The following is a 24,263-nucleotide window of genomic DNA, read 5'->3' as shown; positions in this document are numbered from 1 at the left end:
CAAAAGAATGAGGAGCTTTTAAGCAAGTTTACAGATTTAAGATACGAGAAAGCTCCTGTAGAACTTAAGTTCATCTATAGATATGGGAAGAAAGTATTCTTTTCTCGTAGAAAAATAAGTTTATAGAGTTTCCCAGTCACACAAGAGACTATAAAACGATGATGATATAAGAGAAATGAATATTGTATCGTCTTTCACGAGATATCTAAAGAAAGAAACGCCATATAAACTGCTACTGCACCTTCAAAGGTTTTTATATTAATCCCTGTTTTTTCAATGAATTTATCAATTCGATACTGCAAAGTATTACGATGTAAATATAATTGTTTAGCTGCAAGAGAGACATTTAAGTTACACTGGAAGAATACTTTAACGCTATCTATTAGTTCTTTATCGTTTGAAATATTTTCTAATAATTGATTCGTGTATTTTTTTCTTTCTTCTTTTGGTAATGAAATCATTAATTGATAAGGGAGAAGTTGTTCAATGTATGTAATTTTTTTTGATAAATAGGGAGAAAGAACAAAAAATAATGTTCGTTCCCATTGATACAGGTAAGTAAATTCAGTTGTTTGCGAATAACGTCTTCCAACAAAGAAGGATAGGGATATAAAAAAATCTGTTTCTAGTGTATCTAAGGCTGTTTGCAATACAGATTCCGTTATGTTTTCTTCTAAGATGAGGACACCGGCTTGCGAAGTTTCCCATAACATTGTAGTAGTAAAAGAAAACATAGACTGTAAAGCATCTTGAAATTCTTCTCTTTCTACAATAGATTGTGTTGTGAAGAAGTGTAAAAAACGAACTGATTGTATAGGGATATTGTTATTTCTGTATAATGCTTCGTACCATGATTTTTCTTTTTCCGTTTTATAAAATGTATCAGCATGAATGGGTGTTAAGATGGATGAAAGCAATTGATGTTCCTTTTGATGTAATCGAATTTTTCGAATCCCGACTTTATTTCCTTCAACTAAAAACCAGCTATAATCTTCTGACAACACAGCTTCATTGATTTTTATATCCTCACCATAATATGTTTTTAATTGTTGAATCATAGGAACACTCTCTTTCCAAAATAGTAGTAACAATATATTAAAGAAGTATAGATTCATTGCATTTATCTTTAAATTTTCGCACTAGAATCTAGTTTGTTTTTGCTAGAATTTATAGCGTTTCTGTATTGTGAAGGAGATAGATTCGTTTCTCGTTTAAATGATTGTGCAAAGAATGATTGTGAAGAAAAACCGGTAATGGTTGAAATATTAGAAATCGAATAGTTAGTAGTTTCTAACAAAATTTTACTTTCTCTAATACGAGTTTGAATTAAATATTCAATAGGCGACACACCGACGAATTTTCTAAAGGAATGGGATAGATAATATTTATTAATATGACTAATGCTTGCTAATGTATCTAGGCTGATATTTTCGTGAAAATGCTGCTTAATATAGTTTTTAATAAATTCAATATCTTTATTAATTTTTTGAGTAGATGTTTTCTCTACATTAAAAGATTTTTTTCGCATCATCTTAAGTAATAAAATTTCCAGAATATTTTGTATAATCAAATCATAATCTTCTTGATGGTTTTCCACTTCTTCGACCAATTGCTGAAGGTAGAAGAGGAAGTTTTTTTGATCCTGTTTATAGTTATGAATAGTGACAGGACTAGGATTTTCTATGGATGAAAAGGACAGGCCTTGAATACCAAGTGCAATATATTCGAGTGGATGATTTGTATCAGACTTTTCCGTGTGCTCGATATTTGGATTGACGATAATCAAATTGTGTTCTTGAACAGGGATTTCTTCTTTGTAAAAGATAAAAGTGCCTTTGCCCTTAGTAATATACAATAGCTCTGTAAAGTGATGAGCATGAATGGTACTATGCCAATCTTTATCGTATTTTGATTTTGTTATATAAAGAAGTTTTACTGGAAGATGGTTTCGTTGAAATTGTGGAATCTCATATACTTCATTGGACAAATGAATCCCTCCTTCTTAGAATTTTTATCTATTTTATAAAGATTTTAGTGGGATATTCAGTAAAAAGCAAGATATCTAAAAAACAGAACAAGATGTTTATTGTGAAAGCGTTATCTATTTTGTATTCTTTAATTATGAAAGGAAGATTAGGAGATGGGGGTAAGATAAAGATGAAAAAAAAGTTATTGTTGTCTGGAATGACAGCTTTGTTATCTTTTAGTTTAATAGCTTGCCAAAGTAATACTACAAAAGTTGATAACGCTAAGGATGGTAAAGGCTCCAGTGAAAAACAAACCCTTCATGTGGCAACACTTGAATCGGCTTATGGTAAAGAGATGTGGAACAAAGTGATTGACGCATATGAAGCTGCTAATCCTAAAGTTGATGTTAAATTGACAGTGGACAAAAATCTTGAGGATGTCATAGGCTCAAATATGAAAGCAGGAAAGTATCCGGATGTTGTGTTGTTGGCAACTGGGAGAAAACAGGCGCTAACAGAAACTTTGATTAAAGATAAAGCATTAGAAGACATTACTGATGTTTTTGATAAAAATGTTTATGGTGAAGATGTTAAAGTCAAAGATAAGTTAGTGCCAGGGCTTACTGGTACACCTGCAACTAATCCTTATAATGACGGTAAAATTTATATGGCACCGATGTTCTATAGTCCAACTGGATTATTTTATAATGCTAGTTTATTAAAAGAAAAAGGTTGGGAAGTGCCGAAGACTTGGGACGAAATGTGGGCTTTAGGAGATAAAGCGAAAGCAGAAGGGATTTCATTATTTACTTATCCTACTACAGGCTACTTTGATACATTCTTCTATTCTTTACTACTAGGGGTGGGCGGGCCTGAGTTATTTAATAAAGCTATGAAATATACAGATGGTGTTTGGGAAACTTCTGAAGCAACAAAATCTTTTGAAATTATCGGAAAATTAGGAAAGTATACAGAGCCAACTACTGTTGCGAATGCAAATGATAAAGACTACAAGAAAAATCAACAGTTGATTCTCGATAACAAAGCTTTGTTTATGCCAAATGGTACGTGGGTAGTTGGTGAAATGAAAGAAGCTCCTCGATCTAAAGGGTTTGAATGGGGCATGATGGCTTTACCAACACTTGATGTTAATAGCGACCGTTATGTATTTACTTTCTTTGAACAAATGTGGATTCCATCGGCAGCTAAAAATAAACAACTTGCTAAAGACTTCATGACGTTTGTTTATTCGGATAAGGCAGCTGAAATTTTTGCTGAGTCGAGTGCGATCCAGCCTATTAAAGGCCTTTCTAATAAACTGACAGGTGAAAATAAATCATTCTATAGTATCTATGATAATGGAGTGAAAGTGGGAATAGGTGGATTTGCTGCAACGAAAGCTGTTGAAGGTGTAAGTATGCCAGATACATTATTTAGAACGATTGACAGTGTTGTTTCTGGTGATAAAAAGGTGAAAGATTGGCAAAGCTCTGTTGAAAAAGTGAGTGACCAATTACGGTCTGCATTAAAATAAATTCGTTTTCACTATGTACAATGGTGAGTCACCTAGTCTCACCGTTGTACTTATTAATTGAGGTGATGGCATGAATAAGACGACAGAAAAAAGAATTTTTATTTTTGTTTGTACTGCACCAGCACTAATCCTGTTAGCCATTTTTATGATTGTTCCTACAATTGAGGTATTCAGGATGTCCTTATATAAGTGGGGAGGATTTTCTAATAATAAGGTATTTGTTGGGCTCGAAAACTTCAAGATTTTATGGAATGATATGAACTTCTTTCGGTCTCTCCAAAACAGTATAGTTTTGATTGTTATCGTCACACTCATCACGATGGTGATGGCGATCTTGTTTGCCACTTTGTTAACAAGAGAAAAAATAAAAGGAAAAAGCTTCTTTCGAATTATTTTTTATATCCCTAATATTTTATCGGTTGTAGTTATCGCGGGAATATTCTCTGCAGTTTATGACCCAACTACAGGGTTGTTAAATAATTTACTTGCTTTATTTAACCTGGAACACCTACAAAAGATGTGGCTCGGAAATCAGAAAATTGCCATTTACAGCATTGGCGGGGCGCTCATTTGGCAAGCGATTGGCTACTATATGGTCATGTATATGGCGGCAATGGCAAGTATCCCGGAAAGTTTTTATGAAGCATCTGCTTTGGAAGGTGCTGGACGGTTCAGACAATTTTTTAGTATTACTTTACCGTTAATTTGGAACAACATTCGGACGACGTTAACTTTCTTCGTTATTAGTACGATTAATTTAAGTTTTCTTCTCGTTCAAGCAATGACTGGCGGCGGACCTGATGGATCGACGGAAGTGTTTTTAAGCTACATGTATAAGCAGGCTTACACGAATTCTTCTTACGGTTACGGTATGGCTATTGGGGTGGTCATTTTCTTATTCTCATTCGCATTATCTGCAATTATCAGTGGTGTTACTAAAAGGGAAGTGTTGGAGTATTAAGGAGGTCCAAAAACGATGGAAACACAAAAAAGAATGACTACAGAAACAGCTTATCGAGATCCAAAAACGATAGAAACACAAAAAGAAGTGACTGTAGAATCAGCTTATCCAGCCCCGAAAACAATGAAAACACAAAAAGGAATGACTACAGAAGCAATGTATCGCTGCTTTATCTACGTAGCACTTATTACGTTAGCAATTTCAATTGTTATTCCTGTTGCATGGGTTTTCTTAGCCTCAGTGAAGCAAAATTCGGAGTTTTATGGAAGCCCTTGGGCCATGCCGAAAAGTTTCTATTTTCAAAACTTTATCGATGCTTTCCAAAAGGCAAACATGGGTACCTATATGTTGAATTCAGTCATGGTAACTGCGTTGGCCCTTCTTATTTTATTGATTGTGGCTTTACCAGCAGCTTATGTGTTGGCAAGATATACCTTTAGAGGAAGTAAATTAATAAATACTTTTTTTAAAGCTGGATTATTCATCAATGTGAACTACATTGTTGTGCCAATTTTCTTGATGTTATTGGACGGAGATAACTTTTTACGAGGCCAACTAGGTGATGGATTGCTATTAGACAATTTATTTATTTTAGCTGTGGTATATGCGGCGACGGCGTTACCATTCACGATTTACTTGCTGTCTAGTTTTTTTCAATCGCTTCCATCTACGTATGAGGAAGCGGCGTTGGTCGATGGTGCCGGATATTTCAAAACAATGATTTCAGTTATGATTCCGATAGCTCGTCCAAGTATTATTGCCGTCATTTTATTTAATTTTCTTGCCTTTTGGAACGAATACATTATAGCTTTAACATTAATTCCAGGGCCGAATAAGACGTTACCTGTTGGGTTAATGAACTTGATGGCAGCTCAAAAATCTGCTGCAAACTATGGTCAAATGTATGCAGGAATGGTTCTTGTCATGCTGCCAACTTTGATTTTATATATCATTGTTCAAAAAAAATTAACACAAGGAATGACCCTTGGTGGTTTAAAGGATTAGAGGAGGATTTACATGAAAAGGAAAACAGGCCGAGTTACTTTACCGAGTGAAGAAAATTTTCTTAAGGAAACGAAAGAATTAATGGAACGATGGGGTGCAGATGCGATTCGCGATAGTGATGGAACAAAACTAGATAATGATATTAAACAATTGGATGCGAAAATTTATACGACCTATTTTGTTGCTCGAGCTCACAATGAGTTCGCAGAGAAGCATATGGATGAATGCCAGCAACTTTATTTAATGAGCTTGTTCAATACTGCGATTACTGACACCCTCGAAATTGATTTTATGAAAGGCTACTTTGAGGAACAATTAAAACCGGATTACGTTCACAGTCCAAAAAAATACTGGGAGGTTATTGATCGGACAACAGGAGAAGTTGTTGACGTTAATGATTGGGAAGTAAACGAAGATCAAAATCGTGTTTTGATTACGAAGGCGATTCCTTGGCATGAATATACGGTTTCATTCCTAGTCTATGCGATTTGGGATCCAACCCAAATGTACAATCATATTACTAATAATTGGGGAGATAAGCCACATGATATTCCTTTTGATGTCAGGCAGCCACATTCTAATGAATTTATGAAAACCTATTTAAAACAATGGCTGACAGAAAATCCGGATACAGATGTGGTCAGGTTTACAACGTTTTTCTATCATTTTACCCTTGTATTCAATAATCTTGGCAAAGAGAAGTTTGTCGATTGGTTCGGATATGGTGCTAGTGTTTCAGTTGCTGCTTTGGATGCTTTTCAAAAAGAAAAAGGCTATCGCTTAAGACCAGAGGACATTGTTGATCAAGGTTATTATAATACTTCGTTTCGAATTCCAACCCCAGCTTTTTTAGATTATATAGATTTTGTTCATAAGTTCGTTGCTGAAGAAGCAAAGAAACTTGTGGATATTGTCCATGAAAGTGGAAAAGAAGCAATGATGTTCCTTGGTGATAACTGGATTGGTACAGAACCATATGGAAAATACTTTGAAAATATCGGATTGGATGCAGTTGTAGGCAGTGTGGGCGGTGGAGCCACATTGCGTATGATTGCAGATATACCACATGTTCGATATACGGAAGGGCGGTTCTTACCTTATTTCTTTCCAGATACTTTTTACGAAGGTAACAACCCGACGATTGAAGCGAATGAAAATTGGCTAACGGCGCGTAGAGCTATACTGCGTAATCCTGTTGATCGTATCGGATATGGGGGGTATTTAAGTCTAGCGTATCAATTTCCAGAATTCATCTCCTATATTGAAAAAGTTACTGAGGAATTTCGTGAAATTCATGACACAATCAAAGGTGTGAAACCATATAGCGGTCTTAAAGTTGCGATTTTGAATTCTTGGGGCAAGTTGAGAACTTGGCAAACACATATGGTTGCTCATGCACTATGGTATAAACAAATTTATTCTTATTTAGGCGTTTTAGAGTCCTTGAGTGGGGCTGCCGTGGAGGTTTCGTTCATTAGTTTTGATGATGTCATGAATGATGGGATACCAGAGGATATTGATGTAATCATTAATGCCGGAGATGTGGGCACAGCTTTTTCAGGGGGGGCTAATTGGATTAATGAAAAGTTAGTCACTACAATCAGAGCTTGGATGTATAATGGCGGAGGATTCATAGGTATTGGGGAACCTACAGCTTATCAGCATGAAGGACATTATTTTCAATTGGCAAATGTCTTAGGCGTTGACAAGGAACTCGGATTCAGCTTATCAACAGATAAATATTTTATTAATCCTGTTGAAAATCATTTTATTTCTGCTGACAGCACCCAATTTAATTTTGGTGAAGGAATGAAAAATATTTATGCGTTATCAGAAGAAACCGAAATAATAGAATATTCAAATGGAGAAGTTCATCTTTCTGCTCATCCGTTTGGAGAAGGCAGAGCTGTCTATATAGCAGGGCTTCCATACAGCGAAGAAAATACACGTCTGCTGATGCGTGCGTTATACTATGCTGCCCATAAAGAAGAAGAATTTCAAAAGTATCATGCGAGCAACATTTATTGTGAAGTTCATGCATATCCATCCATCCGAAAAATGGCGATTGTTAACAATTCGATGGTCGAACAAATGACGTTTGTCTACGATGGACAAGGAAACAGAATAGAAGTGACGTTGGCACCTAGTGAAATCAGGTGGGAGGATTTTTCAAATGAAGGCTAATATCGTATTCGTTATTAAAATTGTTGTGTTTCTCGTATGCCTATCTTTCATTATCGTCTACCAAAAGACAGCTGGTAAATTTGAACTGGGTATGATGTTAATTGGATTAGCTGGTCTCTTAGGGCTGCTTTATAATTACAATCGGAAATACGTATAAATCAATTAGGGCAAGTGGATTGATTACGAAATCGCAGGTCTATGTTCAACGATAATGAACATAGAAAACTACTCAGTGCATCAAATACAAACTTAGGGGTGCAGACAAATGAAAAAGGCAGTCGGTATTGATATTGGAGGAACGAAGATTGCAGCGGGAGTTGTTTCAGATACAGGCGAACTGCTCGAACGTACGGAAGTAAAAAGTGATCCTTTAGACCGGGAAAAAATGTTTGGTAGAGTTGTAGAAGCTGTGGAACAAGTTCTCAGAAAATTATCAGTTTCCATCTCTGATATTGAGGGTATTGGCGTTGGAGTACCGGGAAAAGTGGATTGTGAGAATGGAATTGCCGTTTTTCAAAACAATTTACCGTGGAGCCAGTTTCCTATTTCAGTCCGTTTGCAGGAGCAATTTGGAATCCAGCGGATTACGATTGACAATGATGTCTATATGGCGGCCTTTGCCGAATGGAAAGCAGCACATGTAAAAGGAAATGAAACCTTTGTCTACGTGACTATAAGTACGGGAATATCTTGTTCTATCATTCATAAAGGCTCATTTTTTAGGGGAGCAGGATTTGCTGGAGAACTAGGTTTGATCCCTGTTCTATCGAAGGGGATCAATGAACGATTAGAAAAAATCGCTGCTGGGCCAGGGATCCAGAGAATAGCCGAAAGAGACTTACAGGTAGGTACGATTTCAACAAAAGATGTTTTTGCTAGTTATATAAATGGGGTACCAGAATATCAGTCCATTATCAATGAGGTAACTGATTATTTAGCTCAAGGTCTTTATAAGATTTCCTGTTTATTAGATCCACATAGAATGGTTTTTGGTGGCAGTGTCATTGTGAAAAATCCATTTCTACTGGAGTTGATCAAAGTGAAGCTAAAGAATTTTCAGCTTCCTGAGCAACAACATCTTTTGGAGCAGATGAGCATCAGTACATTGGCACAAAATAATGGAGTTGTTGGTGCGGGATTACGAGTATTTGAAGGTATGTAATGATGCGGTGCTGGTCTTCTTTTCTTTTATGGAGAGAATGATGGCAAATAGGTAGAGGAGTGAACGAATATGTTTACATTAAGTCAAGAAAAATTAGTTTCGTTAGGCGCATCGATAACAACGGCGGAAATAAGACGGCAGCCTGATTTATGGATTGAAACCTTTGCTTTGTATATGGAGAAGAGCGAGAGAATTGATGAGTTTTTGCAAAAAATAGTAACGAAACATAATCGGGTTCGAGTTATTTTTACAGGCGCTGGAACGTCTGCTTATGTCGGTGATACAGTCACCCCTTATGTAATAGAAAAAGTAGATGAACAACAGTGGGAAGTACTAAGTATCCCGACAACTACGTTAGTTTCAAACCCTTACCAATTTTTCAAAAAGGATTTTCCAACCTTACTCGTTTCATTTGCTAGAAGCGGGAACAGCCCAGAAAGTGTCGCTGCCGTACAATTAGCTGAGCAAATAGTAAGCGATTTGTATCAAATCACGATTACTTGTGCGAAAGATGGAAAATTAGCTAAACAGGCCGTGAATAATGACAAAAACCTATTGCTATTGATGCCTGAAAAATCAAATGATCATGGTTTTGCAATGACAGGAAGTTATACTTGCATGGCGTTAACGGCATTACTTGTTTTTGATTCTATATCGACTGAAGAAAAATCAAAGATAGTGAAAGAAATTTATCAAATGGGTGAAAGTGTCATTCAAAGAGAAGACGCTATCCAAAAGATAGTAGATTTGCATTTTGACCGAATTATTTACTTAGGTTCTGGTAGTTTAGAAGGTTTAGCGAAAGAATCACAATTAAAAATATTAGAACTGACAGCTGGAAAAATTGTCACCGCTTTTGATTCACCACTAGGATTCCGGCACGGTCCAAAATCATTTGTAAACGAAAAATCATTAGTTTTTGTGTTTGTTTCTAACAATCCATATACACGTCAATATGATTTAGATATGTTAAACGAAATGCAACAAGACAACATTGCCAGCTATATATGTGCCATCGAGGTTAATGGAGAAACGAATTACGCTGGGAATAGGTTTGTATTTGGTAGCGAGGCACAGTCTGTACCAGATGCTTACTTAGCATTACCTTTTGTTATGATTGGGCAAACAATATCACTGTTAGCCTCCGTGAAAGTAGGTAATACACCAGATACACCTTCACCGACAGGAACGGTGAACCGTGTCGTTAAAGGTGTTACTATCTACGAATATGAGTAACTAGGTTAGGGGAAACATACATGTCTATTTTTATCTTTGCAGATAAGTTTTTTCTTGAGGGGAAGGTCGTAGGTCCTGGTTTTTTGGAGATAAAAGATGGAAAATTCGGTATCTTTTTAGAGAACAGGCCAGAAGAAGCGGAAGAAATCATCGATTATGCAGGATATTGGATTGCTCCTGGTCTAGTGGATACACATATTCATGGTTTTAGAAATCACGACGTTATGGACAATAATTTTGAAGGACTAAATCAAATATCGGTAGGACTCCTTTCTTGCGGCGTTACATCCTTTTTACCGACAACTTTAACATCCTCAATAGAATCGTTGAATAATGTCGTTGAAATGATTGGTGCCAATTACAAAAAAGTACAGGGCGCAAAAATTAAAGGTATCTTTTTAGAAGGGCCGTTTTTTACTGAAAAGCATAAAGGAGCACAAAACACGAAATATTTTTGTGACCCATCAGTTGATATGTTGAAAGGTTGGCAGAAATTATCAAATGATTCTATTAAAAAAATTGCGATTGCACCTGAAAGAAAAGGAGCAGCGGAATTCATTGAATATGCTGTAGGAGAAGAGATTATAGTAGCATTGGCCCATAGTGATGCAACTTATGAAGAAGCCAAGCAAGCTAGTGAAAAAGGCGCATCCGTTTTTGTTCATACTTTCAATGGTATGAGTCCGCTGCACCATCGTGAGCCAGGGATGGTTGGAGCAGCCATGAATTTAAAAGATGTTTTTACCGAAATCATATGTGATGGACATCATGTTCATCCTGTTGCTTTAAATATTTTAATGAATGTCCGTGGCAGAGAAGATGTTGTAATGGTATCCGATTGTATGATGGCCGGAGGTATGCCTGAAGGAACGTATCAATTAGGAGAATTTCCTGTGAAAGTAAAAGGTGGGATGGCTCGTTTGGAAAGCGGAAGTTTAGCAGGTAGCATTTTGCAATTAAAAGATGCTGTCAAAAATGTCGTCGATTGGGGAATTGCCGCGCCCGAGCAAGCAATTTACATGGCGAGTACTGCACCAGCTAAAAGTATTCAACTAGATGGCGAATGTGGGAAAATCGCTGAAGGATATGCTGCTGACTTTATAGTACTGACGCCAGCGATGGATTTAGCAGCTACCTATCTTGATGGTGTGTGCCATTTTCAAGCTTAAATATTTTTCTGAAAGAGGGATTTTAAATGATTTTATCTGTCACCATGAATCCATCTGTCGATATTTCCTATTCGACTCATGAATTAAAGTTAGATGTTGTTAACCGTGTGGAAACAGTTCATAAAACTGCTGGTGGAAAAGGATTGAATGTGGCGCGAGTGATCGCTCAAATGGAAGAAGCTGTTCTAGCGACAGGTGTGATTGGTGGTACGATTGGCGAATACATTATTCAAGAATTAAATAAAAACAATATTCCAAATGACTTTTTAAAAATTAAAAAAGAATCAAGAAATTGTATTGCCATTCTTCATGAAGGGATGCAAACAGAGATTTTAGAATCAGGGCCGACATTATCCAATGAAGAAGGGGTAACTTTTTTAGAAAAATTTGAATGTTTACTTACAACAGCTTCACTTGTGACAATTTCAGGTAGTTTGCCGAAAGGGTTACCGACTAACTTTTATTATCAAATGTTAGAAATCTGTAATAACAATGGAATTCCAGTGATTATAGATTCATCAGGGAAATCTTTGAAAAACGCCTTGATGCATAAAGAAAAACCATTTGCCATCAAACCAAATAAAGCAGAATTATCTCAGTTGTTGGGTATTAACATGGAAATGGGAATCATAGATTTGAAGCAAGCATTAAACCATGAACTATTTACTGGAATTGAGTGGATTATCGTGTCATTGGGTAGTGAAGGTGCCTTTGTCAGGAATGGTGAGGACTATTACCAAGTTACGGTTCCAAAAATAGAAGTGGTCAATCCGGTTGGATCTGGTGATGCGACAGTTGCAGGGCTAGCTGTGGCATTATATCAAAATCAAACAGTTGAGACTGTTCTTAAAACGGCGATGACTACAGGAATATTAAATACGATGGAAGTTGGTACTGGTTATATTAATATAAATAAGTTTAAACAATACTTTGATCTCATTAAAATTGAAAAAATAGATTAGTAGAGGAGAATGTTGATGTTAGAACTAACCAAGAATAAATTGGAAGCTCTAAAACGTTTATCTGCTGAAAATGGCATAATTGGAGCATTGGCTATTGATCAACGCGGTTCATTGAAAAAAATGATTGCGTCTGGCGGTGCAAGTCATGTTGGAGATGAGGGCATTATCCGTTTCAAAGAATTGGTTTCTGAGGAATTAACACCATTTGCAACAGCAATTCTTTTGGACCCGGAATACGGACTGCCAGCGGCAAAGGTCCGACATAAAGAATCAGGCTTAATAGTAGCGTATGAAAAAACCGGATACGATGCGTCAGAAGTAGGACGGTTACCAGATTTATTATCGGAATGGTCAGTGAAACGATTAAAGGCAGCAGGTGCCGATGCTATTAAATTCTTACTCTACTATGATTTCGATGAAGATGAAAAAATTAATAACTATAAACATGTCTATATGGAACGTATCGGATCTGAGTGTGCTGCTGAAGATATTCCATTTTTCTTGGAGATTGTTACTTATGATGCTGAAAATGATGATGCGAAAAGTAAAGAGTACGCAAAAATAAAACCACATAAAGTGATTGAGGCTATGAAGGAGTTCTCGAAATCTCAATACCAAGTAGATGTTTTAAAAGTAGAGGTTCCGGTGGATATGAATTTTGTGGAAGGGTATACGACAGGTGAATTCGTTTACAGAAAAGAAGAAGCTGCTTCTTTTTTCAAAGAACAAAGTGAAGTAACTGAGCTGCCGTTTATCTTCTTAAGTGCAGGTGTAAGTGCTAAATTATTCCAAGAAACATTGAAATTTGCTAAAGAATCCGGTTCTACCTTTAACGGAGTGTTATGTGGTCGGGCAACCTGGAAGGACGGTGTGGCACCTTTTGCTATAAGCGGCGAACAAGCAGGTCGTGATTGGTTAAAAGATACTGGTAAAAGGAACGCTGAAGAACTAAATCTCGTGTTGAAAGAGACAGCCAACTCATGGTTTGCTAAAGTAAAACAAACAGCGGATCTTCAAAGTTAGTACGATATCTTTCCTTCTATATGTCCTTTATTTCTTTCTAGCTTTAAGTGATAATTGCATCAGAATCAATTTTTAAACGGAATGACAAATTAAGAGCAGACATTCGTCTGCTCTTTTTTTAGTGTGTCCAACATGGTGAAAACCCTAGAATGAAAATCGAGAACAGCAAGGGCAGTAGTAACTATAGCTTCAGGTAAAGGTATATGGGGACCCTTTATATATAAAGAAAATGGTAAGTACTAATAGCCATGTACAATCAAACTAATTGAATTTTAGTGGGGTTTCGCCAAAAAATACACTTGAAAAAGCTAACAATATCTTTGTATTGTAAGCGTTTTTAAAAAGACAATATACCTAAAAAAAGAAACAATATCTTTATTGTGTAGGCACTTTAAAAAAACTATTCTAAACATAAGTGAAAGCGGTGCCTTTCAGGTTTTTGTTTATTTAAAAATTAATGTGCAGGTATCGTCTTTAACCAAAATTTTAAATTCAAAGGAGGAGAAGAATTTAAAATAAGCATTTTAAGAGAGTTTTTAATACCCTTCTTGCATGTATGTTGATTGTGCCAACACTTTTAGTAAACATGATTGTGCCGCGGCATGTAGGGGCAAATACGTCTAATCCATGGGTTACAATTTCATCTGTTGGAAACGAAATCAATGCATTAATAGAACAAAATGGTAAGTCATATGCAAGGCTTGGAGCAGGTGCTGGCAACGATAATGGGGCTAAAGCTGCAGTTTTTCAAGAGCAGAATAAAGTCGCTAAAGAATCAGGAACGATGGAATATAGTTTTATTCCAGAAACAAAGGGACAAGATACTAGATTCGGTTTCTATCCTCATTATATTGACAATAATAATTTCGTTTTTGTAGGCTACGACTCACTTGGATGGTTCTACGAATACAAATATCAAGGGAAAGGTGAATGGCTAAAAACTAGACCTAATGTTCCACTTCCAGAGGCTGGAACTTCGCACTCTATTAAAATTGATTATAATAAAACCACTTTGAATATTACGTTAGATGGAAAAGATTTATTTGGACCGGTTACCTTATCTAATGATGTAAATAACCTTCTTACAGGTAAGGAAGCGATTAAACTTGGGGCTTATGGAGATAAAAATAGTCAAGTACTCATTGAATTAGGAAAGGCGCCTGGGGATGGAGGCACAGATCCAGGAAATGAAAAACTTGTCGACATTACGGATAATAAATTGGAAGAAGGTGATTTGAAAATTATCTCAGGTGACGGAAAAGTTACCTATAATGAAGATGGTTCAGCCACTTTCGGTGTTACATCTACCCAAAAGAATCGAATTGTCTACAACCAAATGAAGGCGATTAAAAATGGTGTTTTTGAAGCGGATGTTACTACTAATACTGATAAGATGAATCGTTTTGGATTTATCTATCGTGTTCAAAATTCATCTACATACACATATGTAGGAACAGGGGATACGAACGATCAGTATTTTGGAGAAACTTTTGGCCCTATAAACAATTGGACGTCGATGACTTCAAACGTGCCGTTAAAAGCAAAACAAACATACCATTTACGTTTAGTATTCATGGACGATGTTGCGACGTTATACATTGATGGTAAAAAGGTAGATTCTTGGACTTTAACAGGTGGTGTAGATCAAGCTGGCTTACTAGGATTTGAAAAAAGCCGAGGTGCTGCCGATATTACGATTTCAAATGTCAAAATAAAGGAATATAGTGCACCAAAGCCTCCAGATACTCAACCAGTAGAAAATATAATAAAGTCAAAGTATATGGACGTCACAATTGACCAAGTATTCCCGCGGATTGTGAAATACAAAGTGGGCGATAAAGTAATGAGCGGACAGGAAGCTCCTGTTTACGGATTGAAAGTAAATGGTGGACTATACTATCCTAAAGTAAACTTTGAAAAGTTAAACGATAGTGAAGCACTATATACATTAAAAGTTGTAGATGAAATGAAAAACCTTGATGCGGTATTTAAGGTATCTGTAAAGGTGAATGATAATAAGGTTGTTTATAGCTTCGATGAAATTAAGAATAATGGTAGTGCCAAAATCGAGACGGTTGAGTTTGCTGATATGAACTTTATATCGGTAAATTCGGAACAAAAAGGCGCAAAAGCTAAATTAACGAATATTAGTACAGATGTTAGGAAAACAGGTGATGTAGATGTAAGCGTAGATTCTTCTATGGGAGAAATAGGTACATCTACTAAAAATTATACAGCATTCTTGTCAGCTGACGAATTGAGCGCAGGTGTATGGTCTAGTTCAGAAGTGGACGGCTATAAAAATTTAGTTGCAAATCGATATGTAAATAAAAATGGTGCTAAAGCAATGGGAATCGGTTCTAGTGCACTTTATTATCAAAGAGATTTTATGCCAGAACCACAAAAAGATAAACCAACTATTAAAATAGCTATTGCTAAAGATTTGAATAATGATAATAAGGCAGACTGGCAAGATGCGGCGATTGCATACCGTGATATTATGCAAGACATTAAAGGATACCAAGATGTAAACAATAATGTTGGAATGCGTATTGCAATGAATTTCGGCTCACAAGCGCAACAACCATTCTTAAAAACATCCGATAATGTGAAAAAGGTTGCTCTTGCTACAGATGAATTGGGGCAAGCGGTCATATTAAAAGGATATGCAAACGAAGGGCATGATAGTGGTCATCCAGATTATGGTGATGTGGGCGAACGTATGGGAGGCGTTAAAGATTTAAATACGCTTATTAAAGAGGGACATAAGTATAATACCCAATTCGGTGTCCATATAAATGCTCAAGAAACTTATCCAGAAGCGAAAGCTTTCAATAATGATTTTATTGATCGTCCAAGTTCATTAGGATGGGGATGGTTAGATCAATCTTATACAATTAATAAATTAAAAGATTTGTATTCTGGATCGCGTGCGAAGAGACTAGATGAATTGAAAACGACTGTTCCTGATCTTGACTTTATTTATTTAGATGTATGGTATCAAAATCAATGGGAATCAAATAGAATAGCAGATCAATTTAAAGATAGAGGTTGGAGATTAACAACGGAATTTGGTGGTTCTATGGCCAATTACTCAACGTGGCAACATTGGGCTACTGATAAAAACTACGGTGGACCGGAAAGTAAAGGGATTAACTCAGAAGTACTGCGTTTTATTAGTAATCACCAAAGAGATTCTTGGGTGTTGAATTGGCCTGAAGTAGGTGGAACTGCTGACCATCCATTACTTGGTGGATTTGAATTAGCTGGTTTCGAAGGATGGCAATCTGATAAGAATTTCGATAACTTTATTCGTATGACATTTGATACGAATTTACCTACTAAATTCCTACAAAAATATTATATAACGAACTGGACAAATGTAGAAGGGGATAAGAGCAAGACGAACTTAGAAAAGGAAATAAAATTGAAGGACCCAAGCAATGGGGATGTTGTCGATGTAACTAGAAAAGACAATGCTAGAGAACGTGTTATTAAGCTAAATGGAAATGTTATACTTGATGGCCATGCGTATTTAATTCCTTGGGTGAAACAAGACTTTAAAAATCCAACTGCTGATTCAGAAAAATTATATCACTGGAATTTGGAAGGTGGTACAACGACTTGGACACTTCCAGATGAATATAAAAATGCCACTACTGTTTATGTATACAAATTGACAGATCAAGGTAGAACAGATGTGAAAGAAGTAAAGGTCGTAAATAATAAGATAACTTTGACAGCAAGTGCCGCAACTCCTTATGTTGTCGTACCAAAAAGAGATAAGGGTTTGGAAATCTTTGACTACAATTGGGGCAAGGATGCTCATATATATGATGGGGGATTCAATACAGGAAAAGTAAGCGCATATACAACTATTGAGGGTGATAATAAAGCAGTAAGCGTCATCAGAACGAATCAAACTGGAAACAACCGTAATGTAAGTAGTGGAGATTACTACTTAAACATTGATAGTCCATCAAAAGATACAACTGTTTCCCGTGTCCTTACTGGTTTGGAATCAGGTAAAGATTACGTAGCAGAGGTATATGTTGAAAACAATAGTGATGTAAAGGCCGGAATTACAGTAACAGGTGGGAAAGAAGATGCTAGCAATTACACACTTCGCAGCCTGCAAAAGAACTATGTTAAGGCAGATTCACATGCCACAAATGATGGATATAATAGCAAAATGCAAATCATGCAAGTGAGCTTTACAGCTGTATCTAATAGGGCTAAATTAACTCTAAGCCGTGATTCTGGGAAAGGAAACACAAAATTTGATGACATTCGAATCGTTCAAAAGTCTTTAAAAAATAATGTCTCACCGACGGAATTTAAACAAGATTTTGAATCGGTAGTACAAGGTATTTACCCATTTGTTATTGGTAATACAGAAGGTGTAGAAGACAACAGAATTCATTTGTCTGAATTGCATGCTCCATATACGCAAAAAGGATGGGCAGGTAAAAAATTAGTCGATGATGTATTAGGTGGGAATTGGTCCGTTAAAGTGAACACCGGAAATAAAGGTTTGCTGTACCGTACTATTCCTCAAAATTATCGTTTCGAACCAGGCGTAACTTATAAAGTATCATTTGACTACCAAACAACAGCAAATGCATTCCGCTTTATTTCAGGGGATCAAGAAATTGATGTTCGAGACATAGCAAGTGCAAAGGGACTAAGTGTGAATAACACTCTTACTGCATCTACTGACACAAAAAGAGCAGAGTTTACTGTGACAGGTTCTGAGAATGCTCAAACTTACGTTGGAATTTTCAGTGATGGAACGAATTTAAACGGAGATACCGGAGCGGGTACGTTTATTTTAGATAATTTACGTATTGAAAAAGTGACTTCAGGTGGAGCGTCACAGAGATAAAGAATCTGAATTTTAAGGAAAAGGTATTTTTATAGCTAGTGTAATATCGTAAATTAGAGGCCTATCTCGAAGGAGATAGGTCTCATTGTATTCATTAAATCATCGGAAACTGCTTTTGAAAAATGTTCTTTTGTATGTTTTTAGTGAGATAGTAAAAGTGAAAAGCAACATGTCTAAAAAATACGACAAGATGTTGATTGTAGAAGTGCTTTTACGTACGTATAATGTAACAAAATAGCTTGCTAAACGGGCGATTCTAGTATGCTAATAGCTTCTTCGGAGAAAGCAAAACGTATATTCGAATGGTGGTTATCCCATACGTCCGTTCATAAAATGATAAAAGGTACATAGAACTTGCATCGTAACAACCTAAAACGCTATGAGACTAGAGGAGGTAAATGATGATGATATATCAAGCTATCCAGCAGTTAATTGATCGTGCTATCAAAATTCAATTGATTGAACAAGAAGATGCAATATATACAAGGAATAAAATCCTTTCCTTACTTCGTTTAGATGACTTTGTAGTGGAAGCACCAGCTCCTGGGCCTGCAAAGAAAGCAATTTCGGAGTTGTTGGAAGAGTTAATAGAATATGCTTGTATGCATAAAGTCATTGAGGAAGTACTGGATGAGAAGGAGATTTTAGCAAGTGCAATTATGGATGTTTTTATGTCCAAACCGTCCGTTATCAATACTCTATTTTATGAAAAATACGAACAAAATCCGAAGGCTGCGACAGATTACTTCTATGAATTAAGTAAAAACAGCAACTATATCCAAATGAAGCAAATTGCCAAAAATATAAATTATAAAGTAAATACGGAATATGGTGCCATTGATATAACGATTAATTTATCAAAACCAGAAAAAGACCCTAAACAAATTGCTAAAGAAAGAGTATTGGAAAATACAAATTATCCAAAATGTTTACTCTGTATAGAGAATGAAGGATATAGGGGCAGAATTGGACATCCTGCACGCTCGAATCATCGTATGATTCGAATGAACATTACAGATGAAAGCTGGTTTCTACAGTATTCTCCGTATATTTACTTCAATGAACACTGTATTGTATTGTCCTCAGACCACCGGGAAATGAAGATTGATCGTCAAACATTTTTACGTTTATTAAAATTTGTAGAAAAATTCCCGCATTATTTCCTCGGTTCCAATGCAGATTTGCCAATTGTAGGAGGATCTATTCTAACACATGATCACTATCAAGGTGGAAACTATGAATTTGCTATGGCAAATGCATCGAACGACATAATTTTTGAACTAACTAACTTTCCAAAAATGCAATGTTCGATTATTAAATGGCCTATGTCAGTTATTCGCTTAAGAAGTAACGACATAGAACAAATAGTAAATGCAGGGGAGTACATATTAGAGAGTTGGAAGGGATATAATGATCCTTCTGTTAATTTATTTGCATTTACGAATGATGTTCCGCATAATACGATTACTCCTATTGCTCGTTACCGGAATAATATGTACGAATTAGATCTAGTTTTACGGAACAATTATACAAGTGAGGAACATCCATTGGGTATTTTCCACCCTCATGCGGAAATACAACATATTAAAAAGGAAAATATCGGTCTGATTGAAGTAATGGGGCTAGCTGTACTTCCTGCTCGTTTAAAAACAGAACTTCAGGAAGTGGGGAAATTCTTACTTAATATTCCAAATAATATTCCAGCACCTCATATACAATGGGCAGAACAATTAAAAACCAAATATGAAAATAGGATGAATGAACAAAATATACAGGAGATTATGAGAGAAGAATTGGGACGGAAATTTATTCAGGCGCTTGAAGATGCTGGTGTTTTTAAACGGGATGAAGAAGGGATATCAGCGTTCAAACGTTTTATTCAAACTTTAATTTAGGAAGGGACTTGGTAGTTATAGTGAAGAACAAAACCCTCAATGAATAAAGCCTCACAGTATTAAAAGAATAGAAAAACTAAACAACATCTCATATTCCTATGAGATGTTGTTTAGTATGGTTCTGTCGCATGTATTATGACATCTAATAAACCGGGGAATCTAGCATTTAAGTCATCTTCACGAATTGAAATGAAACGTTGTGTGCCTTCAAGGCGTGTATACATAACACCAGATTCACGTAAAACTTTGAAATGGTGAGATAAAGTTGATTTCGCAATTGGAATATTTAACGCACCACAAGATTGTTCATTTTTCTCTAGTAGCATAGTTACAATTTGTAAACGAATTTGATCACTAAGTGCATATAAAATAGAAGAAAATTGAATTTCTTCTCGATTTGGATGATAGAGAGTACGCATTTTTTCACCTGCTCGTATAAGTAATATATTTGCACTATAACATATAAAGTGGTATATTTCTATTGTTCGAATATATTCGAACAATAGAAATATAGGGGGAGAAAAAATGAAGTATACAAAATTGCAAAAGGCAGGACTAAATATTTCAAAATTGGGGTTAGGAACAAACGCTGTAGGGGGACATAATTTATATGCTGATGTGAATGAGGAAGAAGGAAAACGATTAATAGAAGAAGCTATGGGGCAAGGGATTACCTTTATTGATACAGCAGATTCATACGGTTTCGGCAGATCAGAAGAATTGGTAGGGGAAGTATTGAAGGGAAAACGCCACGAAGTTATACTTGCTACAAAAGGTGGAATACAGCCGTTATTAAATGGAGAGGTTTATATGAATAATGAACCAAGCTATTTAAGAAATGCTGTGGAAAATAGCTTAAGAAGATTGCAAACTGATTATATTGATTTATATTATTTACATTTTACAAATCCAGAAACAAGTTACATAGATTCAATTGGAGAACTTACTCGCCTAAAAGAAGAAGGAAAAATTCGTTCAATTGGCATATCTAACGTAAATGTAGAGCAATTAAAAGAAGCGAATCAGCATGGGCACATAGATGTTGTACAATCACCGTATAATATGTTAGATCGTACTGCTGGGCAAGAACTTTTGCCATATTGTATAGAATCAGGTATTTCATTTATTCCTTACGGGCCTCTTGCTTTTGGGATACTAGGTGGTAAATATACAGAAGATTTCAAATTGAATAAAGGAGATTGGCGTCAAAGTGTAAATCTATTTGAAGAGAATACATATAAGAGCAACTTTAAGAAAGTTGAAAAGTTAAAAGACATAGCTAAAGAAAAGGATCTCGAATTATCGCATTTAGCTTTAGCGTGGTTATTAAACCAAAAAGGAATTGATACTGTTATTCCTGGTGGGAAACGAGCGGAGCAAATAAGAGAAAGTGTAAGAGCGGTGGAAGTTTCATTGAATGAAAATGTCATGAAAGAGATTGAATCTATTTTAGAAGATTAGTTGAAAGGAGGGATAATTCCCTCTTTTTATATAAAAGGAGAAGATTTAAATGAAAAGAGTACTAGCTGTATTCTTTACAATCATGTTTATGATCGGTACAGATACTTTCTTAATTTCACCACTTTTACCCACATTACAACAGGTGTATCATATTTCAACTGAGTTGTCAGGGTGGATGGTGAGTTCATATGCTTTGGGATATGCTGCATTTGCACTTATCGCTGGTCCTATATCAGATAGTTTAAACAGAAAAAAAGTGATGGTAATAGGGATGAGTTTTTTTGCGTTAAGTACGTTTTTATGTGGAATTGCACCGAGTTTTCTATGGATGTTAATATTGAGATTTTTAGCAGGTGTAAGTGCAGCCTTTGTATCTCCACAAGTGTGGGCATCTATTCCGCTCCTTATAGAGAAGGAACAAATTGTAAAGGCAATTGGGATTGCAACAGCAGGATTGTCACTCTCTCAAATTTTAGGACTGCCAGTTGGATCATATTTAGCAATGATACACTATACAACACCATTCTTCATCATTGGTATATTATCAGCACTACTTGTTATTCTTATTTATGCAGTATTACCAGAAATACAACCGGGTTATATAAATGGAAATAAAACAAATATCTTAAGGCGTTATAAACAATTACTTTCAGATTCTAAGGTTTCACTTTCTTTTTTTGCATATTTTGTTTTTCAAACTGGTAATTTTGCTGCATTTTCATTCTTCGGTGTGTGGCTGTCTATTCAATTTGGCTTGCAAATTCATGAAATAGGAACAGCTATGCTCGTATTAGGATTAGGAAATTTAACTGGTAATATTTTTGGACCTAGAATCGTAAATAAAATTGGTTATAACCTTTCATTCTATGGTGGAATTATATTTACAGCAGTTCTATATGCATTACTTCCTCATGTAAACAACATTATAATTGTGGAGTTATTATTTTTTGTTTTGTTTTTTGTGACAGGAATTTTGTTTGTATTAATGATGAGGCACTTACAAAACATATCTATCGTAGCAAGAGGAACAGGAGCGGCTCTAGCTAATGCTTCTATGTATATTGGTCAAATGATTGGAGCGGCAATGGCAGGAATGTTATTTGCAGCATCTCACAATTTTATATTTGTAGGTAGTTTTACTGCGTTATTATATATTTTAGCTTTATTTCTGTTTAGAAAAAGTGAAAGACTAACTGAGAATCGTGAAACAGGAATTGCGTCATAAAGTCTTTACAAATAAAAAAGAGCCCAAAAATAAAAATCCCTATAGAGATAGGGATTAATATATCGGCATATAGCTCCTTGGAAAAGGATATACTGAGTATAACATATAGGACTACTTATAATTGTGAAATAGATGTGAAAGTAATGTGAAAAATAACATAATAAAAAGCACTGTTTTAGCTAATGAACTAAAACAGTGCTTTTCTCTTTGATTGAACAGTTGCTGCATTTTCATCATGTATGCCTGCATCTTTAATAATTCGTTGTTTAGCTTTATTTAATAGATGGTTTACTGCTTCTCCAAAATAGTTAGCTTCGCTTTTTGTGCGGGCTTCTCGTAAACATTTATAGTTTTCTAGCAGTTCCTCTTTTTCAGTGTCTGTTAAGAAATCTTCTATTTTCTTTTTTGTCATACGAAACACCCTTTCTTCTGACAAACGACGCAATAGAAAATATTTATTGTTTATTATAGCAATAATTTTCAAAAAAAGTATAGACTAACGTCGCAATAATTTGTCAATTTCTTGAATCTTCTCATCAGCTTTCCCGATTTGCGTATTTTTAGCCTGTTCGCCACCAAGAGCTTGATGTAGTAAAAAAGTCTGACCGGAAATAGCAGTCACAATGGATACTTTAATAATTTCTTTTATTAAGGTGACATCAAATAAAACGAGTCCAAGAAGTGCAGCTAGACTACCAGTGAAAATATCAGTCAAAAACCCAAAGTGAAAAAAAGTCTTCAAACGGCGTGGAAGCAATAACTTACCTTGGTTATTGATTAGATGGGAAACGAAACCGGTGATGCCACCAACGAGTATAGCAGTTAGCCATTGATACATTTCCATCGAATCCACTCCTTTTAGTGAATAAGATTCGATTATTTTATATTGATTCCTTTTAATATTTCATAGAAGCATATTGAGAAAGTTTGTTTGGGGGTATTACGTATTCAATTTAATTATAACAGAAAAATCTGATATATTTCAGTCTATTATATGAAGCTGTTATTCCTTAATATGAATACAGAAAGGGGTGCGTGATATGAATATAGATTACCGAATAAGAAGTGTGGATGGTTATACAAAAAATATAGGGGAATTAGTAAGCATGCTGGAGCATACGAGGGCTGTAACATTACAGGAAATAAACAATCTATCAGTTGAGCAATTAGATTCAATTATGCCAAGTGGAGGGAATTCCATCGGAGCTTTATTAAAGCATATTGCAGCTATTGAAAAAGCACATCAGCTTATTTCATTTGAAGAGCGTGACTTTACAAAGGAAGAATTAGAAATATGGGAAGACGCACTGTATTTAGGCGAAGTGGGGAGAACAATCCGTGGTCATGAAATGAAGTATTATGTACAACTTTTACAGAGTGTTCGAGAAGAATCCCTGAAGTATTTGAGTAAACAAGATGATGCATGGCTAATGTCAGAAAGAAAGTGGCCTAACGGTGTAGCGTATAACCAGTACTATTTGTGGTTTCACGTGCTAGAAGATGAGATTAGTCACCGTGGGCAAATTAGAATGATGAAAAATAAATTATTTGAAAATTACGTTAAATGAGGTAGCTTTTTAAATAAATATTCCAT

The 24,263-nt window shown here is 35.7% G+C and carries 20 protein-coding genes; 15 read left to right on the top strand and 5 right to left on the bottom strand.

The window, feature by feature from the left end:
• Window positions 1–194: 194 nt before the first annotated feature.
• A complete protein-coding gene (locus ACTFNE_RS13290; protein ID WP_270705282.1) occupies window positions 195–1,058 on the bottom strand; it encodes a PucR family transcriptional regulator in 864 nt (287 codons plus the stop codon).
• 68 nt (window positions 1,059–1,126) lie between these two features.
• Window positions 1,127–1,987, bottom strand: coding sequence for an AraC family transcriptional regulator (locus ACTFNE_RS13285; protein WP_000064378.1), 861 nt, complete (start codon window positions 1,985–1,987; stop codon window positions 1,127–1,129).
• 170 nt (window positions 1,988–2,157) lie between these two features.
• Between ACTFNE_RS13285 and ACTFNE_RS13280 the strand changes: the two genes are divergently transcribed.
• The 12 genes from ACTFNE_RS13280 to galT all read left to right on the top strand — a co-directional run bounded on the left by ACTFNE_RS13280 (window position 2,158) and on the right by galT (window position 19,983).
• A complete protein-coding gene (locus ACTFNE_RS13280; RefSeq protein ID WP_270705293.1) occupies window positions 2,158–3,501 on the top strand; it encodes a carbohydrate ABC transporter substrate-binding protein in 1,344 nt (447 codons plus the stop codon).
• A 70-nt stretch (window positions 3,502–3,571) separates the two neighbouring features.
• Entirely contained in the window at window positions 3,572–4,462 is an 891-nt protein-coding gene (locus ACTFNE_RS13275) for a carbohydrate ABC transporter permease (RefSeq protein WP_001044589.1), read from the top strand.
• A gap of 15 nt (window positions 4,463–4,477) precedes the next feature.
• Window positions 4,478–5,467, top strand: a complete 990-nt coding sequence (locus ACTFNE_RS13270; RefSeq protein ID WP_000449885.1) for a carbohydrate ABC transporter permease — start codon at window positions 4,478–4,480, stop codon at window positions 5,465–5,467.
• Between the two features lie 12 nt (window positions 5,468–5,479).
• Window positions 5,480–7,651: a 1,3-beta-galactosyl-N-acetylhexosamine phosphorylase gene (gnpA, locus tag ACTFNE_RS13265; protein ID WP_000824198.1), complete on the top strand. Its 2,172-nt coding sequence runs from the start codon at window positions 5,480–5,482 to the stop codon at window positions 7,649–7,651.
• Window positions 7,641–7,808, top strand: coding sequence for a DUF6903 family protein (locus tag ACTFNE_RS13260; protein ID WP_000646587.1), 168 nt, complete (start codon window positions 7,641–7,643; stop codon window positions 7,806–7,808). Before gnpA ends, ACTFNE_RS13260 begins: the two co-directional genes overlap by 11 nt.
• 108 nt (window positions 7,809–7,916) lie before the next feature.
• Window positions 7,917–8,813, top strand: coding sequence for an ROK family protein (locus tag ACTFNE_RS13255; protein ID WP_270705281.1), 897 nt, complete (start codon window positions 7,917–7,919; stop codon window positions 8,811–8,813).
• Window positions 8,814–8,882: 69 nt separating this feature from the next.
• Complete coding sequence (locus ACTFNE_RS13250) at window positions 8,883–10,049, top strand: SIS domain-containing protein (RefSeq protein ID WP_270705280.1); 1,167 nt, start codon at window positions 8,883–8,885, stop codon at window positions 10,047–10,049.
• A gap of 20 nt (window positions 10,050–10,069) precedes the next feature.
• A complete protein-coding gene (gene nagA, locus ACTFNE_RS13245) occupies window positions 10,070–11,218 on the top strand; it encodes an N-acetylglucosamine-6-phosphate deacetylase (RefSeq protein WP_270705279.1) in 1,149 nt (382 codons plus the stop codon).
• A 26-nt stretch (window positions 11,219–11,244) separates the two neighbouring features.
• Window positions 11,245–12,180, top strand: coding sequence for a hexose kinase (locus tag ACTFNE_RS13240; protein WP_270705278.1), 936 nt, complete (start codon window positions 11,245–11,247; stop codon window positions 12,178–12,180).
• 15 nt (window positions 12,181–12,195) lie between these two features.
• Window positions 12,196–13,203, top strand: coding sequence for a tagatose-bisphosphate aldolase (gene lacD, locus ACTFNE_RS13235; protein ID WP_000891851.1), 1,008 nt, complete (start codon window positions 12,196–12,198; stop codon window positions 13,201–13,203).
• Between the two features lie 556 nt (window positions 13,204–13,759).
• Window positions 13,760–18,088 carry an endo-alpha-N-acetylgalactosaminidase family protein gene (locus tag ACTFNE_RS13230; RefSeq protein ID WP_270705277.1) on the top strand — a complete coding sequence of 1,443 codons (4,329 nt, stop codon included), beginning with the start codon at window positions 13,760–13,762 and terminating at the stop codon, window positions 18,086–18,088.
• Window positions 18,089–18,492: 404 nt separating this feature from the next.
• Window positions 18,493–19,983 carry a UDP-glucose--hexose-1-phosphate uridylyltransferase gene (gene galT / locus ACTFNE_RS13225; protein ID WP_046197772.1) on the top strand — a complete coding sequence of 497 codons (1,491 nt, stop codon included), beginning with the start codon at window positions 18,493–18,495 and terminating at the stop codon, window positions 19,981–19,983.
• A gap of 110 nt (window positions 19,984–20,093) precedes the next feature.
• Here galT and ACTFNE_RS13220 read toward each other — a convergent pair whose 3' ends face one another.
• Window positions 20,094–20,402, bottom strand: coding sequence for an ArsR/SmtB family transcription factor (locus ACTFNE_RS13220; RefSeq protein ID WP_001259894.1), 309 nt, complete (start codon window positions 20,400–20,402; stop codon window positions 20,094–20,096).
• Between the two features lie 106 nt (window positions 20,403–20,508).
• On the opposite strand from ACTFNE_RS13220, the gene ACTFNE_RS13215 reads away from it, so the two are divergent.
• Window positions 20,509–21,444, top strand: coding sequence for an aldo/keto reductase (locus ACTFNE_RS13215; protein WP_046197615.1), 936 nt, complete (start codon window positions 20,509–20,511; stop codon window positions 21,442–21,444).
• A 49-nt stretch (window positions 21,445–21,493) separates the two neighbouring features.
• A complete protein-coding gene (locus tag ACTFNE_RS13210) occupies window positions 21,494–22,669 on the top strand; it encodes an MFS transporter (RefSeq protein WP_046197614.1) in 1,176 nt (391 codons plus the stop codon).
• Between the two features lie 187 nt (window positions 22,670–22,856).
• Here ACTFNE_RS13210 and ACTFNE_RS13205 read toward each other — a convergent pair whose 3' ends face one another.
• Both ACTFNE_RS13205 and ACTFNE_RS13200 read right to left on the bottom strand, forming a co-directional pair.
• Window positions 22,857–23,081, bottom strand: a complete 225-nt coding sequence (locus ACTFNE_RS13205; RefSeq protein WP_000162601.1) for a hypothetical protein — start codon at window positions 23,079–23,081, stop codon at window positions 22,857–22,859.
• Window positions 23,082–23,165: 84 nt separating this feature from the next.
• Window positions 23,166–23,513 carry a DUF4257 domain-containing protein gene (locus tag ACTFNE_RS13200; RefSeq protein ID WP_000426313.1) on the bottom strand — a complete coding sequence of 116 codons (348 nt, stop codon included), beginning with the start codon at window positions 23,511–23,513 and terminating at the stop codon, window positions 23,166–23,168.
• Between the two features lie 196 nt (window positions 23,514–23,709).
• On the opposite strand from ACTFNE_RS13200, the gene ACTFNE_RS13195 reads away from it, so the two are divergent.
• Window positions 23,710–24,237 (top strand): DinB family protein, encoded by a 528-nt coding sequence (locus tag ACTFNE_RS13195; RefSeq protein ID WP_046197613.1) that lies wholly within the window; start codon window positions 23,710–23,712, stop codon window positions 24,235–24,237.
• Window positions 24,238–24,263 lie beyond the last annotated feature (26 nt).

Source organism: Bacillus cereus group sp. MYBKT111-2, from assembly GCF_051915205.1.
Classification (GTDB): domain Bacteria; phylum Bacillota; class Bacilli; order Bacillales; family Bacillaceae_G; genus Bacillus_A; species Bacillus_A paranthracis.
This window is presented reverse-complemented; position numbering and strand designations above follow the sequence as displayed.

Coding starts and splice junctions, on each gene's coding strand:
- ACTFNE_RS13270 (WP_000449885.1), top strand. CDS start 4,478: ATGGAAACACAAAAAAGAATGACTACAGAAACAGCTTATCGAGATCCA.
- ACTFNE_RS13205 (WP_000162601.1), bottom strand. CDS start 23,081: ATGACAAAAAAGAAAATAGAAGATTTCTTAACAGACACTGAAAAAGAG.
- lacD (WP_000891851.1), top strand. CDS start 12,196: ATGTTAGAACTAACCAAGAATAAATTGGAAGCTCTAAAACGTTTATCT.
- ACTFNE_RS13275 (WP_001044589.1), top strand. CDS start 3,572: ATGAATAAGACGACAGAAAAAAGAATTTTTATTTTTGTTTGTACTGCA.
- nagA (WP_270705279.1), top strand. CDS start 10,070: ATGTCTATTTTTATCTTTGCAGATAAGTTTTTTCTTGAGGGGAAGGTC.
- ACTFNE_RS13200 (WP_000426313.1), bottom strand. CDS start 23,513: ATGGAAATGTATCAATGGCTAACTGCTATACTCGTTGGTGGCATCACC.
- gnpA (WP_000824198.1), top strand. CDS start 5,480: ATGAAAAGGAAAACAGGCCGAGTTACTTTACCGAGTGAAGAAAATTTT.
- ACTFNE_RS13240 (WP_270705278.1), top strand. CDS start 11,245: ATGATTTTATCTGTCACCATGAATCCATCTGTCGATATTTCCTATTCG.
- ACTFNE_RS13220 (WP_001259894.1), bottom strand. CDS start 20,402: ATGCGTACTCTCTATCATCCAAATCGAGAAGAAATTCAATTTTCTTCT.
- ACTFNE_RS13260 (WP_000646587.1), top strand. CDS start 7,641: ATGAAGGCTAATATCGTATTCGTTATTAAAATTGTTGTGTTTCTCGTA.
- ACTFNE_RS13215 (WP_046197615.1), top strand. CDS start 20,509: ATGAAGTATACAAAATTGCAAAAGGCAGGACTAAATATTTCAAAATTG.
- ACTFNE_RS13230 (WP_270705277.1), top strand. CDS start 13,760: ATGTTGATTGTGCCAACACTTTTAGTAAACATGATTGTGCCGCGGCAT.
- ACTFNE_RS13210 (WP_046197614.1), top strand. CDS start 21,494: ATGAAAAGAGTACTAGCTGTATTCTTTACAATCATGTTTATGATCGGT.
- ACTFNE_RS13280 (WP_270705293.1), top strand. CDS start 2,158: ATGAAAAAAAAGTTATTGTTGTCTGGAATGACAGCTTTGTTATCTTTT.
- galT (WP_046197772.1), top strand. CDS start 18,493: ATGATATATCAAGCTATCCAGCAGTTAATTGATCGTGCTATCAAAATT.
- ACTFNE_RS13255 (WP_270705281.1), top strand. CDS start 7,917: ATGAAAAAGGCAGTCGGTATTGATATTGGAGGAACGAAGATTGCAGCG.
- ACTFNE_RS13250 (WP_270705280.1), top strand. CDS start 8,883: ATGTTTACATTAAGTCAAGAAAAATTAGTTTCGTTAGGCGCATCGATA.
- ACTFNE_RS13195 (WP_046197613.1), top strand. CDS start 23,710: ATGAATATAGATTACCGAATAAGAAGTGTGGATGGTTATACAAAAAAT.
- ACTFNE_RS13290 (WP_270705282.1), bottom strand. CDS start 1,058: ATGATTCAACAATTAAAAACATATTATGGTGAGGATATAAAAATCAAT.